The organism is Pseudenhygromyxa sp. WMMC2535 (assembly GCF_011083025.2).
On the sequence record NZ_JABJWV010000001.1, the window covers coordinates 1896545 to 1913175 of the forward strand.

At 69.9% G+C, this 16631-nt stretch carries 12 protein-coding genes; 6 read left to right on the forward strand and 6 right to left on the reverse strand.

Going from position 1 to position 16631, the window contains the following annotated elements; translation table 11 throughout:
- The first annotated feature begins 461 nt into the window (after positions 1-461).
- The 3 genes from G6O69_RS07135 to G6O69_RS07145 all read left to right on the forward strand — a co-directional run bounded on the left by G6O69_RS07135 (position 462) and on the right by G6O69_RS07145 (position 4347).
- Positions 462-1982 (forward strand): phospholipase D-like domain-containing protein, encoded by a 1521-nt coding sequence (locus G6O69_RS07135; RefSeq protein ID WP_172302773.1) that lies wholly within the window; start codon positions 462-464, stop codon positions 1980-1982.
- Between the two features lie 72 nt (positions 1983-2054).
- Positions 2055-2831 carry a hypothetical protein gene (locus G6O69_RS07140; RefSeq protein ID WP_176396688.1) on the forward strand — a complete coding sequence of 259 codons (777 nt, stop codon included), beginning with the start codon at positions 2055-2057 and terminating at the stop codon, positions 2829-2831.
- A 97-nt stretch (positions 2832-2928) separates the two neighbouring features.
- Positions 2929-4347 (forward strand): serine/threonine-protein kinase, encoded by a 1419-nt coding sequence (locus G6O69_RS07145; RefSeq protein ID WP_172302775.1) that lies wholly within the window; start codon positions 2929-2931, stop codon positions 4345-4347.
- Here G6O69_RS07145 and G6O69_RS07150 read toward each other — a convergent pair.
- From G6O69_RS07150 to G6O69_RS07160, 3 genes are all read right to left on the reverse strand, one after another.
- A complete protein-coding gene (locus G6O69_RS07150) occupies positions 4340-4804 on the reverse strand; it encodes a hypothetical protein (RefSeq protein ID WP_172302776.1) in 465 nt (154 codons plus the stop codon). The two genes, G6O69_RS07145 and G6O69_RS07150, sit on opposite strands and share 8 nt — an antisense overlap.
- A gap of 70 nt (positions 4805-4874) precedes the next feature.
- Complete coding sequence (locus tag G6O69_RS07155) at positions 4875-5915, reverse strand: alpha/beta hydrolase (protein WP_172302777.1); 1041 nt, start codon at positions 5913-5915, stop codon at positions 4875-4877.
- 250 nt (positions 5916-6165) lie between these two features.
- Positions 6166-8943, reverse strand: a complete 2778-nt coding sequence (locus G6O69_RS07160) for a TonB-dependent receptor (RefSeq protein ID WP_172302778.1) — start codon at positions 8941-8943, stop codon at positions 6166-6168.
- A 129-nt stretch (positions 8944-9072) separates the two neighbouring features.
- Between G6O69_RS07160 and G6O69_RS07165 the strand changes: the two genes are divergently transcribed.
- Entirely contained in the window at positions 9073-10677 is a 1605-nt protein-coding gene (locus G6O69_RS07165) for a VWA domain-containing protein (RefSeq protein WP_172302779.1), read from the forward strand.
- A 216-nt stretch (positions 10678-10893) separates the two neighbouring features.
- Here G6O69_RS07165 and G6O69_RS07170 read toward each other — a convergent pair whose 3' ends face one another.
- Positions 10894-12210, reverse strand: a complete 1317-nt coding sequence (locus G6O69_RS07170) for a penicillin-insensitive murein endopeptidase (RefSeq protein WP_172302780.1) — start codon at positions 12208-12210, stop codon at positions 10894-10896.
- Between the two features lie 260 nt (positions 12211-12470).
- Here G6O69_RS07170 and G6O69_RS07175 point away from each other — a divergent pair, with 260 nt between their 5' ends.
- The gene (locus tag G6O69_RS07175) at positions 12471-13604 is read left to right on the forward strand and encodes a carboxypeptidase family protein (protein ID WP_172302781.1); all 1134 of its coding nucleotides are present in this window, start codon (positions 12471-12473) and stop codon (positions 13602-13604) included.
- A gap of 79 nt (positions 13605-13683) precedes the next feature.
- Here G6O69_RS07175 and G6O69_RS07180 read toward each other — a convergent pair whose 3' ends face one another.
- A complete protein-coding gene (locus tag G6O69_RS07180; protein WP_172302782.1) occupies positions 13684-14673 on the reverse strand; it encodes a fused MFS/spermidine synthase in 990 nt (329 codons plus the stop codon).
- Between the two features lie 123 nt (positions 14674-14796).
- Here G6O69_RS07180 and G6O69_RS07185 point away from each other — a divergent pair, with 123 nt between their 5' ends.
- On the forward strand, positions 14797-15261 hold the full coding sequence (locus G6O69_RS07185) for a hypothetical protein (RefSeq protein ID WP_172302783.1): 465 nt from the start codon (positions 14797-14799) through the stop codon (positions 15259-15261).
- 76 nt (positions 15262-15337) lie between these two features.
- On the opposite strand, the gene G6O69_RS41970 is transcribed toward G6O69_RS07185, so the two are convergent.
- Positions 15338-16621: a proprotein convertase P-domain-containing protein gene (locus G6O69_RS41970; protein ID WP_176396690.1), complete on the reverse strand. Its 1284-nt coding sequence runs from the start codon at positions 16619-16621 to the stop codon at positions 15338-15340.
- Between the last annotated feature and the right edge of the window lie 10 nt (positions 16622-16631).

Genomic DNA, 16631 nt, shown 5'->3' on the forward strand with positions numbered 1-16631 from the left:
TCTAGCAAAACCGTGGTGCTCGGCTAGCCACGGCGCCCAGCACCACATTGTCCCAATTCTGACCGGACCCGAACAAAGAGCATCAAAGTCGCACCATTTGTCCGTGTCCCTACCGAGCACGTGACTCCTTCCCACCACCAAATCGGCTCAACGACGTGTGTACAGTGGGGATGTTCTGGGATTTGGCGTAGGCCGAGATCAAATTCTCGAGCAGCTCATCGACACGATGCACTCGCCCCAGCGCTTCTGCTCCACCTCCCGGCCCCGACGACTGTCTCCGAGGCACCAGCTGGACCGAAGTGCCAGATCACGGGTTTGGCGCGCCACCTGTCCATACGCCATCAGCGCCACGAAGAGATCTCTGAATTTGCCGCATGAACGTGGCTCCGGCGACAAATTCGCCAACCAAAACACTGTTTTCGTCACCTCCACGTCGCACACCACCCGCTAGGATGGCCTCCATGGTCCGGCCCACCTCGGTGTTGGCATGCACGCTGCTCTTCCTCGCAAGCTGCGACGGCGAGAGCACCAACAGCCCCGAGGCCACGACCATGGCGCTCTCGCACATGTCGGCGGGGCCGGCCGAGGGCGACCCCGAGGGGTCGATCCGGCTGATCCTCAACGACCCCAGCGATCGCGCGCTGCCGACCTCGCAGTGCGATGTCGAGCTTTGCACATCGCTGCTCGAGCTGATCGAGGGCGCCGAGGAGTCGATCGACTTCGCGGTCTACGGGATGCGCAACCAGGAGGTCCTGCTCGACGCCCTGGTCCGCGCCAAGGCCCGGGGCGTGCAGGTGCGCGGGGTGGTCGACCGCGACGTCGACGGGGACAACTACTACTCGGGCACGGACGCGATGATCGCGGCGCTGGGCGGGCACGTCCACGACGACCGCCGCGCGGATCAGCAGCTCGAGCGCGAGTTCCTCCGCGACGAGCGCGACAAGAAGTTCGCCGCCGACCCGCCCTGCGAGCGCCCCGAGGGCTTCGCCGGCTACGTGCAGTGCCTGGCCTACGACCTCGGCGACACCTGCCTGCTGGCCACCCACGCCAGCCGCGAGCCCTTTGGGTCGAGCGAGGACGGCAACACGGGCAAGGCCTTCAACAAGATCATGCACGACAAGTTCTTCGTCGTGGACGGCCACCAGCTGTGGACCGGCTCGACGAACGTGTCCGACTCGGGCACGGGCGGCTACAACGCCAACTTGGCCCTGGTCCTCGACTCGCCCACGGTCGCCCGCTGGTACACCCAGGAGTTCGAGGAGATGTACGCGGGCAAGCACCACCAGCTCAAGACCGCCAGCAAGGCGCTCTACGGCCAGGATCTGGTGACCACGGTGGGCGACGCCGAGGTCCAGGTGCTGTTCTCGCCCCAGGACAAGGCGATCTCCGAGGGCGTGCGCCCGGCCCTCAAGGCGGCCAAGCGGCGCATCGACATCTCGGTGTTCTTCTTGACCAGCAAGGCGATCACCAAGGACCTGATCGACGCCCACCGCCGCGGGGTCGCGGTCCGGGTGATCCTCGACGCGACGGCGGCCAAGAACGGCTACACCAAGCACGAGCTGCTGCGCGCGGCGGGGATCCCCGTCAAGGTCGAGGCCTGGGGCGGCAAGATGCACATGAAGTCGGCGATCATCGACGACGACGTGCTGATCGCCGGGTCGATGAACTGGACCTCCGCCGGCGAGTGGGACAACGACGAGAACACGCTGATCATCCGCAGCGCGGCGCTCGTCCAGCAGTACGACGAGTTCTTCGCGCACATCTGGGCGGCGATCCCCGAGCGCTGGGCCCACGAGAACCCCGACCCCGAGTCCCTCGACTCGGGCACCGCCTGCGCCGACGGCTTCGACAACGACTACGACCAGCAGGCCGACGGCGAGGACCCGGGCTGCGGACCCAACCCGCCGCCGCTGCCCGAGCTCCCGCCGCACTGGACCGTGCCCAAGGACAAGATCACCTGCCAGCATCCGCCCAAGGGCTGAGCTGACACAGGTGATCTGGACCCGCGCTGGCGCGCCTCCGGCCGCCCTTGCGCGCCGGGGACGGCCTGGACCATGCTCGGCTGCGTGCCGCCCCTGTGCACGATCACGCTGGCTGCGCTCGCTCGACTGAGCCCCGCCAGCGAGCCGCCTGCCCCCGCGCTCGTGGCCTCCGACGCCAGCGAGCCGGCTTCGCCCAGCGGACCGAGCTCAGCTGACGCGCCGACCAACCATCCAACGTCGGTCGACGCCGACCCGGCCGAGGCGGCGCCGGCCGAGGCGGCGCCAGCCGAGCCTCCCCGGCTCGAAGCCCCCGGGGTCCGGCCGCCGCGGATCTCCGGGACCTACCTGGGCATGGGGATCTGGCCGGCGCTGACGTGGGCCTACTCGCCCAACCTCGAGGTCGATCAGTCCGCCGCGATCCCCGGTGGCGGCGGCGCCATGCGCCTGGGTCAGGCCGTGTTCCCCTGGCTGACCTTGGGCCTCGACGCGGGCGGCGGCTTCTACTTCAACCGCGACACCTTCGTGATGCAGGGCGGCCTGATGTTCGAGGCCGGCTTCTATCCGCTGCCCCGCCACCCCTTCTCGATCCACACCGGCTTCGGCTTTGGCGCCGGGCTGATCCTCGACGAGCGCAGCGACGAGCGCGGCGGCGTGGGCGGCCCCAAGTTCATGGGTGCGCTGCGCTACGAATTTTTTCCTGGCGCCGAGCGCAAGCGCCCCGAGCGAGCCGGCGGCTGGGCCCTCGGTCCGGAGCTCGCCTGGCGCGGGTTCACGCCCGCGGCCAAGGGACGGCCGATGAGCAACACGATCTTGCTCGGCCTGTGGTTTGGATACTACTGGGGACGCTGACGGCGCAGATCCCCCGAATAGGCGGCCATGTCGCGTAACCGCGCGTGGTTCTCGGCGTAAACTGTGGTCCCCCGCGCAGGGATAGGGAGACGCAGACATGATCCAACAACCGCGTGAGACCGCCGCCTACTCGCCGCGCTCGATCGGCCTCATCGAGGGGTCGGACACACAGCTGAGCCCGAGCCCTGCGCCCTCCCCCAAAGCCTCGCCTCCCTCGTCCAGCGAGACCTTGCCGGGGAGCAGCGTCGAGACCCAGCTGGGCACGCTCCCCGGGGGAAACCCCGCGACCTCGAGCCCGCGCGGCGACGGCGAGCAGAGCCGCCACACCCTGACCTCCATCACCTCGGGCCGGCGCACCCTCACCGTGCTCCCCGAGGTCCGCAGCGAGGGCGACGAGCTCGTGCTCGTGCCCCGCGAGCAGACCCGCTACGAGGCCGCCTCGCTCCTCGGTCGCGGCGGCATGGGCGAAGTCAAGCTCGCCCTCGACCACGACATCGGGCGCAAGGTCGCCGTCAAGCGCCTGCTCGACGAGCACGACCCCCACGCGGTGGCGCGCTTCGTCGACGAGGTCCGCACCGTGGGCAAGCTCGAGCACCCCAACATCGTGCCGATCCACGACGTCGGCGTCGACGACGAGGGCGGGCTGTTCTTCGTCATGAAGTACATCGAGGGCGAGACCCTGGCCGAGGTCATCGCCCGCCTCGCCGCCGGCGACCCCGAGGCCCACGCGAGCTTCTCCTTCGAGCGACGCCTCGACATCTTCGCCGGCGTGCTCCGGGCCTTGCAGTACGCCCACGACCGCGGCCTCGTGCACCGCGACATCAAGCCCGAGAACATCATGATCGGCCGCTTCGGCGAGGTCTTGCTGATGGACTGGGGCATCGCCCACCGCATCCGAGACGCGCAGCTGCCAGCCGCCGCCGAGCCCAAGCCCGGTCACCCGTCTGCGCCCGAACGCGCGGACCAGTCCAACGACTGCGGACGCGCCACCAGCGAGACCATCGACGGCGCGGTGATCGGCACGCCGCAGTACATGTCTCCCGAGCAAGCCGCCGGCCGCGTCGCCGAGCTCGACGGGCGCAGCGACATCTACAGCGCCTACGCCGTGCTCTGGGAGCTGATGACCTTGACGCCCTATATCGACGCGGACGGCAAGAACGCCATGCAGCAGGTGCTCGCCGTGCAAGAGCGGCCGCTGCCCTGGCCCACGGACCCGGCCTACTACCACCCTCGCCAGCCGGCGGTCCCCGCCGAGCTGCGCCACTTCATCCGCCGCGGGCTCCACCAAGACCCGCGCGAGCGGCCCGAGTGCGCCGCCGAGGTGCTCTACGAGCTCGACCGCGTCCGCGCCGGCGAGTGCGAGGTCAACTGCCCGATCACCTTGATGAAGCGGACCAACACCCGCATCGAGCACGTCATGGACCGCTCGCCCCGGATGGTCATGGGCCTGGCCGCGCTCACGCTGCTCTCGACCCTGGGCGGGCTCGCGGGCTGGATCGCCCTGGCGCTCAGCTGACCCGCCCGGCGAGCTCGAGCAAGACCGGCTCGAGGGCGTCCGGGTCGAGCTCGGGCTCGCGCGCCGCGAGGTAGCGCAGGCCCTCGCGCAGGTTGGCCGCGACGTTGAAGGGGTAGGGCGGCGGCGCGAACCAAAAGATCGTCCTGAGCAGCCCGCGGTTGAAGGCAGAGCTCGTGACCATGACGAAGGACGAGACCACCGGCCCGAGCTTGTCGTAGCTGGCCGCGAGCAGATCGCTCATGGCTCGGCGCTGCCCCGGGCTCACGCTCATCCGCGGCACGTGGTAGAGCACGCCCACGACCTGATCGAGGGGTTGCTCGGCGATGACCCGCCTGAGGTAGTCGATGTGGCGATCGTAGCTGGCCGCGTCGGTCGCCTCGCTCATGTATACGTAGTGGAGCCCCGCTAATTGCGCGTAGATCCAATGGCCATCGGACTCGACAACTTCGACGGGCATGAGCGCCCGTTTAGCCTACGCGATCATTGGAGGCTTCGAAACCACACCCAGGGGCGTGCCCGCGCGGGCGCTACTCGTAGCGTGGGCCCCAGTCCCGACCCGCGAGGCGGTCGCGACGCTTTTCGATGGTCAGCGCATATTGCTTACATTGCGCGAGATCGCCGCCCTCGAGAAAGGTCCGCATGGCGCAATTGAACTCGTCGGGGGAATTCATCATCGGCGAGTGCCCGCCGAGGTGGACCACGTAGCTCTGGCTGTCCGCGATGGTCCGCTCGAACACCGTCATCGCCTTGACGGGGATCACCGGGTCGTCGTCGCCCCACAGCACCAGCGTGGGCTCGTCGATGCGCGCGAGCTCCTCGACCGCGATGCGCTCGTAGCTCAGGCTCAGCAAGGTGGCCAGGGCCTCGAGGTAGGGCGCCTCCTCCACGGTGTTCTCGAAGCTCGCGGCGAATTCCTGGCGCGCCTGGCTCTTGGGGTCGGCGCCCGGGTAGTGCTCGCCGGTGGTCATGTTCGACAGCTGCAGCCAGCGCGCGTTGATGAAGGGCAAGACGGCGCCCACGGAGCCCGTGTAGCGCGTGCCCGTCGCGTCGGCGAGGATCAGCGCGTCGACCCGCTCGGGGTGGGCGAGCGCGAACTTGGTGGCCACCCAGCCGCCGGCGGAGTTGCCCGCGAGGATCGCGTGGTCGAGCTCGAGGTGTTCGAACATCCCCTCGAGGACCTCGACATAGAGCGCCATCGAGTAGTCGACGTGCTCCCCGCGCTCGGACTTGCCGTGGCCCGGCGCGTCGAAGACGATCACGTGGTAGTCGCGCGAGAAGTGCTCGAACTGGTCCCACCAGTTCTGCACGTTGCCGCTCCAGCCGTGGACGAAGACGATGGTCTCGACGCCGGGCTGGTCCCGGGGTGGGCCGGCTTCGAGGTAGCAGATCTCCAGACCATCGATGGTCGCGAAGCGCTCGTCCTCCCAGTAGCTCGGCGGGGTCCATGGCTCGCTGCCTTGGACGACCGTCGAGCAGCCCGTCAGCCCGAGCAGCGGGCCGATCAACGCCACCGTCAGCGCGAGCGCTGCGCGGGGTCGTGGGCGGGGTTCGGGAAGGCGCGCGGTCATGGGTCTGCCTTGGACACGCTGACCGGGATCATTTTAGATGCAAGCTCGCCCGCGGAAAACCGCGAAATCCGCGGCTGGGCCTCCCCCCTTGGCCTACCGCACACCTCGCCCACGAGCGCGCCAGAGCGCCCCTGCTCGCCCCGTCCGACCCGCTCGACCCGCCCACGACGGCGCTCACCGGCCCGACACAGCCCGCTCCACCCGCGGCCGCTCCCGCCGCCTGCCGAGCCGCCCGTCCCGCTCCGCCCGCTCACCACTCGATCTTCATCCCGATCGAGGGCGCCGTCGGCAGCGAGAGGATCGGCTGGACCTGCTGGTAGTCGTAGCTGTAACTGAGGAACTCGGTGTTCTCCGCGTTGTAGACGTTTTGGATGTCGAGGTAGCTGGTGACCTTGATCCGCCGGTAGACCCAGGTCTTGTCGATGCGCAGGTCGAGCTGATGGAAGGTCGGCAGGCGGTCGCCGTTGATCGGCCCGTAGATCGGAATGTAGCTCGTTCCGCCACCGCCGCCATCGACGAGGCCGTTGACCGCCGCGGTGTAGGGGTTGCCCGAGACCACGCGAAAGCGGGCGCCGACGCGCCAGTTGTAGGGGAAGTCGTAGCTGAGGATCAGCGTGAGGATGTGGGTCTGGTCGTAGTCGAACAGCTGCGTGGCCTCGCCCGGGGCCGGCGTCCGCTCGGAGCGCATCAGCGTGTACGAGAGCCAGCCATAGAAGCGATCTCCGAGGGCCTTTTGGACGAGCAGCTCGCCGCCGTAGATGTTGCCGGTGCCGACGTTGGCGAAATTTTGTGTGCTCGGCTCCTCGCCCAGGGGCATGACCAGCTCGCTGCTCTGGCTGAGCAGGTTGTACAGCCGCTTGTAAAAGCCCGTGAGCTCCACGCTCACGCCCCAGGGCAGCTGCTGCTCGAAGGCCAAGCTCGTGTGCAGGGATCGCTCGGGCAAGGCGTCGGGGTTGCCGAAGATCGCGTCGCCCTGGAGGATCCCCGGGCCCTGCGTGTAGAGACCGACGCCGCCCTTGAGCGCGGTGTTCTCGTGCAGCGAGGCGACAAAGCGCAGGCGCGGGTCCACGGTGGTCTGCGAGATCCCCCCGCGGTCGTCGTAGTGGCTCAGGCGCAGGCCGGGGAGCAGGGTCAGGCGCTCGGCCACGCGCAAGGTCGCCGTGGTGTAGAGCGCGGGCAGCAGGCGCACGTAGTCGGTCTCGCGGGTCGTCGCCTCGCTCAGCACCGGGCTCGGGCCGCCGCCTTCGTAGCCGGGGATTTCCACGCGCCCCGTGTACCAAGAGCCCACGAACTCGGCCCCCACGCGCAGCCGGGCGCGCTCGCTCATCAGGTAGCTGAGCTCGGCGCGAGCCGAGAAGGTGTCGCTCTCGATGTCGAAGTTGGTCGCGCCAAAGATCGAGCCCGAGCTGAACTCGCGCTTGTACGAGGGCGTGATCAGAAACTCCCACGGCCCGTCGAGCTTGCGATAGACGAGGTCGACGCGGTGAAACCACTGCACTGTCTCGAGGCTGTCGCGCTCGTCGGCCTCGAGCTCGTTGTCCTCGACGAAGAGCAGCTGGGTGCGGTCGTCCGAGCCGAACACGCGCAGCGAGAGCTCGCCGCCCACGGGCTCGGGCAGCGGATAGTCGAAGAGCGCCTGATAGTCCCAGTAGCGCGGGGCCAAGGTCAGGCCGAGGCCGACCTCGTCGGGGATCACGAAGGGCAAGATCGCGTCGACGTAGCTGCGCCGGGCCGAGACCACGAAGCTGCCCTTGCCGACCGGGCCCTCGAGCAGGGCGCCGGCGTCGAAGAGGTCGGCGTCGAAGTAGCCGTGGACCCCGTCGCGTCGGCCTCGGCGCGGCTGGACGTTGACGATCCCGCCCAGGGCGTCGCCGTAGCGGCTGTCGAAGTTGCCGGGGATGAAGTCGATCTGCGCGAGGATGTCGCTGTTGAAGACCGAGGTCAGCCCGCCAAAGTGAAACAGGGTCGGGATCTCGTGGTAGCCCAGGTAGACGCCCGAGTCCCCCGGGGCCGCGCCGCGGATCGTCAGTTGGCCGGCGCCGAAGGGCGCACGCGCGACGCCGGGGAAGTTCTGCACGGCCTTGAGCGCGTCTCCGTAGGCGCCCGGGAGCTCGTTGACCTGCTCGAGGTCGAGGCTGCGGACCACGACCTCGGGCATGGTCTCGCGCTCGACGGTGACCTCGGTGCGGAAGGGGTTGGCGCTGGTCCGGGTCAGGAAGTACTTGGTGTCGAGCTGCTTGCCGGGGGCGAGCTCGACCACCCACTCGAGGCGCTGAAAGTTGGGCGCGAGCATGATCAGCCGGACCTTGCCCTCGGGCACGCCGGGCAGGGCGAAGGCGCCCTCGTCGTCGGCGTAGGCCCGCACCAGCCAGGCCGGCTCGCGCTCCTCATCCGCGTAGATCTGCTGGCGAACGCGGCCTTCGGGGTAGTCCCCGGCGGGCACGGCCAGGATCGTGGCGCCGCTCACCGGGACGCCGCTGCCGGCCTCGAGCAGCTTGCCGATGATCCGCGGCACCCCCTGCTCGGGGTCGCCCTCGGCCCTCGCCCCGCCTTCTTCGGCTCCCGCTCCCGCGGCCTCGCTCTCTGTCTCGCCCGCGTCCGCCGGCGCCTCGGGCTGCGGCGGCGTGAACTCGAGCACGATCGAGAGCACGACCTCCACGGCCTCGCCCTCGTAGCGCGCCGGCTCGAAGCGCAGCGCGGCCACGGCCGCCACCGCGACCGCGTCGATCCGCGGCTCGACCCCCTCGAGGACCTCGATCTCCTTGGGTACGCCCTCGACGTCGACGACGTACTGGATCGACACCGCGCCCGCAGGCGGCTCCTCCTCCGCCAGCAGGTCCTGGGGGTAGGCGTAGCGCAGCGGCGCCTTGGCCGTGGGCGGGGCGAGGCCGGGCGCGCCCTGCTCCCCCTGCGCCGGGGGCGAGGCCGCCCAGGCCGGCGCCGCGGCCAGCACCCCGAGCCCGCCCAGGCCCAAGCCGAGGCCCAGGCCGAGGCCCGCGAGCGGGCGGCGCTTGCAGCGGGCGTCCACGGCGAACGTGGATAACACAGGCTCCGGGTCGCGTCCCCCTCGCTGTAAGAGCGCCGCGCGAGCCCGCGTTTCGCCCCGCGCTCGCCCATGACGCCGAGCCCCACGACGCGCTCGCAAAGAGATTGACCCATGCCACACCACCGCCCCAAGGCTTCGCTGACCACGCTGCTGACCGCCCTGAGCTTGCTGAGCTTGCTGACCACCACCGCGTGCGAGCGCGACGAGGTCGTGCTCTCGCCCCTCGACGGCGAGAAGATCGAGACCCGCGACCGCGACCGCGTGGACCCCCTCGAAGACCAGGCCTACGTCGCCCCCGTCGACCTCGAGCTCGACTGGGCCCTGGCCAACCAGCTCGTGCCCGCGGACCGCGAAGACGAGCTCGTCGCGCGCGTGCGCATCCAGGCCCCCGAGGCCCTCGATCTCCCGCGCCCGCCGGCGCGCGTGGTCCTGGTCGTCGACACCTCGGCCTCGATGCGCGGTGAGGCCATCGCCGGCGCCAAGCGGGCCGCGGCCGAGCTCGTCGACGCCCTCGCCGAGGGCGACAGCTTCGCCCTCGTCGTCTTCCACTCCCGCGCCGAGGTCCTGATGCAGTCCACGATCATCGGCGAGCACAGCCGCGCCGCGGCCAAGGCCGAGATCGAGAAGATGCAGGCCTGGGGGACCACGGACCTCGCCGGCGGCATGCGCCTGGCCCTCGATCAGCTCTCGCGCGCGCCCGTGGCCATGGACCAAGGCGAGCTCGTCGAGCTCGGGCGCGGGGTCGCTAGCGGCCACGGCCCCGACCCCGCGATCCTCGAGCGCGTGGTCTTGCTCGGCGACGGCGTGCCCAACGACCCCGGGCCGATCTCCGGCTCGAGCCAGCAGTTCGCCGCCCGCGGCGTCGAGCTGACCGCCCTGGGCTACGGCCTCGAGTACGACGAGACCCTGCTCGCCAGCCTCGCCGAGCAGACCCACGGCCACTTCGCATTCGTCGACGAGCCCGACGCCGTCGCCGAGCTGTTCCGCGACGAGGTCCTGCACATCCAGCGCACCGTCGCCCGCGACCTTCGCCTCGCCCTCGGCCCCGGCCCCGGCGTGCGCATCCTCGAGATCGTCGGCCACACCCCGCAGTGGAACCCCAGCACCAACCGCCTCGAGCTCGCCCTGGGCAGCATCGCCGAGGGTCAGCAGCTCGAGCTGATCGTCCGCCTCGGCGTCGGTCCACACGCCGAGGGCGCGACCGTCGAGCTCAGCGACCTCGAGCTCGGCTACGCCGACGTCTACACCGGGACCGGCAACCGCTTCGAGCGCGCCTTCTTGGCGGCCACCGCCAGCGCCGACCCCGACGCCCTGGCCGCCGCTCAGGTCCCGGAGATCGCCCGCGCGGGCGCCCGCGCCCGGACCAGCGCCGCGACCTTGCAGGTCCTCCAGCTCGCCCGCGGCGGCGAGACCAAGCAGGCCAAGCAGCTGCTGCGCGCCGCCGTCGACTGGGCCAGCCAGCGCGCCGAGGCGCTCGAGGACGAGCGCCTCGCCGCCCAGGCCGAAGAGCTCGCCGCGCTCGAGCCCGAGCTCGCCAGCTTGGCGCCCAAGCACACCGGCCCGCACGCGCGCTACGAGCCCGACGCGGGCGGCTCGGGCGCGAGCGGGGCCAGCGAAGCGCCCGCCTTCGCCCCCGCGCCGCCTCCTCCGTCCAGCCCCGAGGCCGCGCGAAAGGTCCGCAAGGCCCACAGCGAGGCCTTCAACGACCTCCACTGAGCGCGACTGCCCCATCACCGCGCTAGAGCGGCGACCGGTTTGAATTCACACCGCCAGGCACATCTGGGCGGCCCCGTGGTCGTTGTCGCTCGGCGCTCGCAGTGGGTCCACCACAGCTTCGGCCTCGCTCCTCGCCACGGAACCGCCCAGACGCACCTGACGGCGCGCCTTCAAACCGGTCGCCGCTCTAGGCCGCCTCAATCACGCGATCACGAATCAGCGATCGCGTGATTTGCAGCGATCTTCAGCCGCGGTGCACTTGAAGCGTACGTGGATATGATCCGCGTGCCCGCGAACATGCCGAATCAGCGGGCTCCCGCTCCCGGGGGGATTGGGGTATTCCATCCACTCGCGCAGGGCGGCCTTTGAGTGGCGCTTCGTGGCCACGGCGTGGTCGTAGAGCAGCTTTTGCAGCTTGCTGTCGATGAAGATCACCTCGACCGCGCCGGTCTCGCGCAGCAGCTCGAGCAGCGACCATGTCAATTCACGATCGAGGTTCTTCGAATCCATCGTCCGCCAATTGAGCTCTTCCTTGCGATCCCAGATCTGCGGATAGCTCAGGTCGACGTCGCGGCCCGACTGATGCGAACTATGAGGTTTGAGCCGGCCGCCCTCGCGCGCGCTCATGTTGCCGACGAGGATCGGCTGGCGGCTGGGGAAGCGCCGCGCCCACTCGCGCAAGACCGCGTCGAGGGTCGCCACGGTGGTCCGCGTCGCCCAGCCCTTCCAGGGGATGTGCTTGATGACGCGCCCGGGCCCGTCGACCATCGGCATGGCGCCCTCGAGACCGCCGTCGCCCGGGAAGTTCACGGACTCGCTGCTCCCCCCGGGGGTGTGCTTGTAGACGACGATCTTGGTCGCCGGCGGGAGATCACGGTCGAGGGAGACCCCGGGATTGAGCGCCTCGATCTCGTGATGGAAGATCTTATATAGGTTGGCTACTACCTTCATCGAGCCGCCGCGCTTGATCGTGTAGTGCACGACCTCTGGGGCGACATAGTCCTGTGGCCAGACCTTGCCGGCCAGCAGCGAGCCCTCGGGCGGGCCGCGCTCGCTCCCGGGTGTGCCCACCTCGGGCTCCGAGCTGCGCTCCGGGTCGTCGACCAGCGCCTCGCCCTCGTCCGCGCTCGCGGGCGCCGGGGGCTGGGCCTCGTCTTCGATCTCTCCGGGAGACGCGCTCGTCTGCTCGTCGGCGTCCGAGCCCACGGGCTCGTCGACGTCGGGCAGCGCGACGCCGCTGTCCTGGGCGATCTCGTCGATCGCCGCGGGCGGGATGCCCTCGATCCCGGCGCTGTCGCCGAGCTTGAGCATCGCGACAACAATCCAGATCGCGCCGGCGACCAGGAGCAAGAGCGAGAGCAGCGAAGGGCTGCGACGGCCGGCCTCGGGCGCGAGTCCGTCTTCGACCTCGTCGTCGAGGATGATCCCCTCGTCTCCGTCCACCTCGTCCACAAAGCGGCCGTCCTCGTGATCGAGGGCCGTGTCGTCGTCGAGGTCGGCCCCGCGGCCGTTGTCGTCGTTCGAAGGAGCCATACCTTCGTGGTCAGCGAGTGTGCGGTCTGGGCAGCCACCCGTGCAAGGCCCCGGACGGTCGCACGCGACAATTTCCCAGATTTCATGGTCTCGCGGCCGATATTTGGCGCTTTTGAGCAGACACAAAACCCGGCCCGAGGCGGCTTCGGGACGGCCGCGCTGGGCCGAGATCCCGCTTCACGCTACCTTGCGCGCACTCAGCGAGTACTCCACCAGGGCTGCCGGCCACCGCGCCGCGCCCCCCGAGACAGGAAGCAAGCATGGTTCACATCAGCGCCAACTTCGACGCCGGCAACATCGAGGTCGTCGACGCCACCGACCCCCGCGACATCCAACTGAAGATCCGCAAGGACGCGGGCGGCGACCACATGCAGTGGTTCTTCTTTCGAGTCACCGGCGCGGCCGGGACCTCGGTGCGCATGCGCATCGTCAACGCGGACGAGGTCAGCTTCCCCGAGGGCTGGACCAACTACCGCGCCTGCTACAGCTACGACCGCGAGACTTGGCAGCGCCTCGAGACCACGACTTTTGAGGACGGAATTTTACAACTAGCCCACGAACCCCTACTGAACAGCGTTTATTATGCCTATTTCGCTCCCTACTCCATGGAGCGGCACCACGATCTCGTGGCGTCTTGCTGCGAGTCTCCGCGCGTCGAGTACGAGCGCCTCGGGGCCAGCGTCGACGGTCAAGACATGGACCTGCTGCGCGTCAGCGAGGGCGAGACCGCCGGCAAGAAGCAGTGCTGGATCTTCGCGCGCCAGCACCCCGGCGAGTCCATGGCCGAGTGGTTGATGGAGGGGCTGCTCGCCCGCCTCCTCGATCCCGACGACCCCGTGGCCCGCGAGCTCCTGGCCAAGGCCGTGTTCTGGATCGTGCCCAACATGAACCCAGATGGCAGCCGCAGGGGCCATCTGCGCAACAACGCGGCCGGGGCCAACCTCAACCGCGAGTGGCTCGAGCCGACCATGGCGCGCAGCCCCGAGGTCTTCCTGGTCCGGCGCAAGATGCAGGACACCGGCCTCGACTTCGCCCTCGACGTCCACGGCGACGAGGCCCTGCCCTACAACTTCATCGCCGGCAGCGAGGGGGTCGAGGGCCTGAGCGAGAAGGTCGCCGCGCTCCAGGCCAAGTACGAGGCCGAGCTCGTCGCCGCCAACCCGGACTTCCAGACCAAGCACGGCTACCCCGTGCCCGGCCCCGGCCAGGCCAACATGACCATGGCCACCAACTGGATCGCCGGCCACTTCGACAAGCTCTCGATGACCCTCGAGCAGCCCTTCAAGGACAACGCCGACGCCCCGGACGAGGACGAGGGCTGGTCCCCGGAGCGCTGCCGCAAGCTCGGCGAGGGCGTGCTCGCGGCGCTCTACCGCGTGATCGACGAGCTGTGATCCCCGGGGCCGACGCGGCCCAAAAAACAGGACCCCGCGGCGCGCTCGCGGGGTCCTCGTTTTTGGGCGAGCGTGCAGCTCAGCGCGCCGGGTAGGCGCAGCCAGCGATGCAGGTCGTGTTGTGGCGCTCGGCCGCGGTCTCGAGCTCGCCGGGCTTGAAGTCGTCGGTGAGCACCGAGGCGTCCGTGTCCCAGTCGCTGCGCATGTAGTAGCGCGCGCACAGGCCCATGATGTCGAAGTCGAAGCGCGTCGAGACCTCGCGGGCGTGCTCGCGGATCGCGTAGGTGCCCACGCGCTCGGCCGAGGACGAGGCCACGAAGGTGGTCTGGTTGCCGCTCTCGCTGACGAAGGAGTAGCGCTGGGGGAACACGGCCGCGAGGGTGTTGCGGTCGTGGGGGTACATGCGCGTGAGGTTGTGGAGGTTGGCGACCACGGCCCCGCCGGGGCGCAGCTTGGCCAGGCAGGCCTCGTAGGCCTCGCGGGTCTTGAGGTGGTAGGGCACGAACACCCCGCGGAAGGCGTCGAGCATGATCATGTCCCAGGGCTCCTCGGCCTGCTCGATGAACAGCCGGCCGTCGCCCACGTGGGTGCGGTAGCGCGGGTCATCGGGGACGCCGAAGTACTTGCGGGCCAGGCGGACGACCTCGGGGTCGATGTCGACGGCGTCGATCTCGAGGCCAGGGAAGCGCTCGAACAGGTAGTTGGACATCTGCCCGCCGCCGACGCCCATCATCATGAAGCGCTTGGGCTCGGGGTTGACCAAAAAGCCCGCCATCATCGTGCGCGAGTAGTCGAGGTCGAGGCTGTTGGGGTGGGCCATGTCCCAGCGCGACTCGATGTAGCGCGTGCCGTCGACCACGAAGTACATGGTCCGGACCGAGCCGCGCTCGGTGATCATGATCGTGTTGTAGTCGCTGGTCGCCTCCTCGAGCAGCTTCTCCTCGGCGGCCTCGACCGCGCGCGGCCAGCTGCCGAGGCCGAGACCGACGCCGGCGCCCGCGGCCAGGGAGGCCCCGGCGAGGAAGCGGCGACGGGTCCACGGGGGGTCTTGGCGTTGCGAGCGCACCACGGGCGAACCATAGCACCGCGACTCCGCGACGCGACGCGACGCGCGAGCTCGAGGCCGCCGCGGCTCGCCGGGCGGGGCTGTGAAGCCGCTCAAAATTTGCGTACGCGCGCGCTTCGGTGCTCGATGGACCACGTGCGAACGACGGCGATCATCGGCATCATGAGCCTCGCCCTGGCGCTGGGAGGCGTCGTGGTTGGTCACCTGCTGCTGATCCCCATGCTCCGCGGCGAGACCGCCCTGGTCGACGCGAACTTGGCCCGCGCCCTGAGCCAGCCCCTGGCCATGCGCTGCGCCGAGGTCGTGCTCGCGGCGAGCGTGCTGCTCGCCGCCGTCGCCCGGCGCTGGCTCCCCCATCGCGTGGGCCCGACCCTCGCCCTGCTGGCCGCGGGCGTCGCGGGGATCGAGCGCCTGGTCCTGCTCCCCGAGCTCCACGAGGCCTGGGCCCGCGTCGACCTCGTCGCCATGCGCCCGCTGGCCCGCATCGAGGTCGCCGAGCAGCTCACGCTGATCCACCAGGCGTGCATGGGCGCGATGATCGTGCTGCTCACGGGGATCGCCGCCCTCGCCTGCCTGCGCCCCAAGGCCTGAGCGCGCGCGCAATTGCAGACGCCCCCGGCTGCGCGCAGCCGAGGGCGTCCACGAGTGGCCACATGCTCGACGAGTCTCAGTCGAAGCGGCTCATGATCTCCAGGCCCCAGCCCTTCAGCGTGCCGCCGCTGTCGCCCGCGTCGACGATCTTCAAGGTCCACGTGCCGTTGACCGACTCGTCGGCGGAGAAGCCCACGGGCGAGCGGTGGATCACGAACTCCCCGTCGAACTCGAACCAGGGGTAGTTGACCGGGCCGAGCTCCTGATCCCAGACCATGACCTCGTTGCTGTCGGGGTTGGTCAAGGTGATCGTCAGCGCGCTCGGGTCCGGGTGGTCGAGCTCGACGCGGATGATCACGTCGGTGTCGACCGTGGCCAGGTCGTCCGCCAGCATCTCGACGATCAGCTCGTCGCCGGCGGGGATCTCTTGCTCGCTCTCGTCCACGAAGACGCCCTTTAGATCCGTGGACCCGCACAGCCCGCTGCCGGAGCGGGTCACACCGGCGCAGATCAGGCCCGGGGCGCAGGGCGTGTCAGCGCTGCAGCTCTGGTGCTCGCCGACGCCATCGGCCTCGCAGTCGACGACCTCGACCTCGACCTCGCCCTCGACGAGGGTCAGCGCCGAGGAGAAGGGCGCGGGCAGCTCGACGAGCGCGCCCGTCGGCCGCGCCCACTCGAAGCTCTCGCACGAGGGCCCGGGCTCGCGGCGCAGGAGGTCGTAGACCAAGGTGCAGTCGTCCTCGACGGACAGGCCGGTGATCGTCAGGTCGTGGTAGGGGACCTCGCGCTGGCCGTCGTAGTACATGAACGCCCACTCGCTCGCGAAGTCGAGGGCCGCGGGGGGAGCCTCGGCGAAGAAGGCGGCGTAGTCCTCGCTGGTCTCGAAGCTCAGCGCGAGCGCGTCCTCGAGCATGAACTCGGGCAGCGCCTGCTCGAGGGCCGTGATCGAGATCGGGCCGAGCTCGCCTGGATCCTCGCAGGTCAGCCCGGTGTCCGTCTCCGTGGTGTCGGTCTCGGTCTCGGTGCCCGTCTCCGTACCGGTCTCGGTGCCCGTCTCGGTGCCGGTCTCGGTCTCGGTGCCCGTCTCGGTCCCGGTCTCGGTCCCGGTCTCCGTCCCGACCTCGTCGCCTCCCGTGCTGTCCGTGTCCTCGGTCCCGCTGTCTTCGGTCCCGGAGTCCTCCTCCGACTGCGCGTCGTCGGAGCACCCCCCGAGCGCGAAGCCGAGGCAAGCGAACCACAGCGCATGGCGCGTCATCTTCATGCTCTTCATGGCCCGGACGCTACGTCTTCCGTCCCCCTCGGTCCACGGCCGCCAGGTGTGCCACGCCACCTCACCGCCGCCACCTCTACCCCGCGTCACGGCGGGCGCA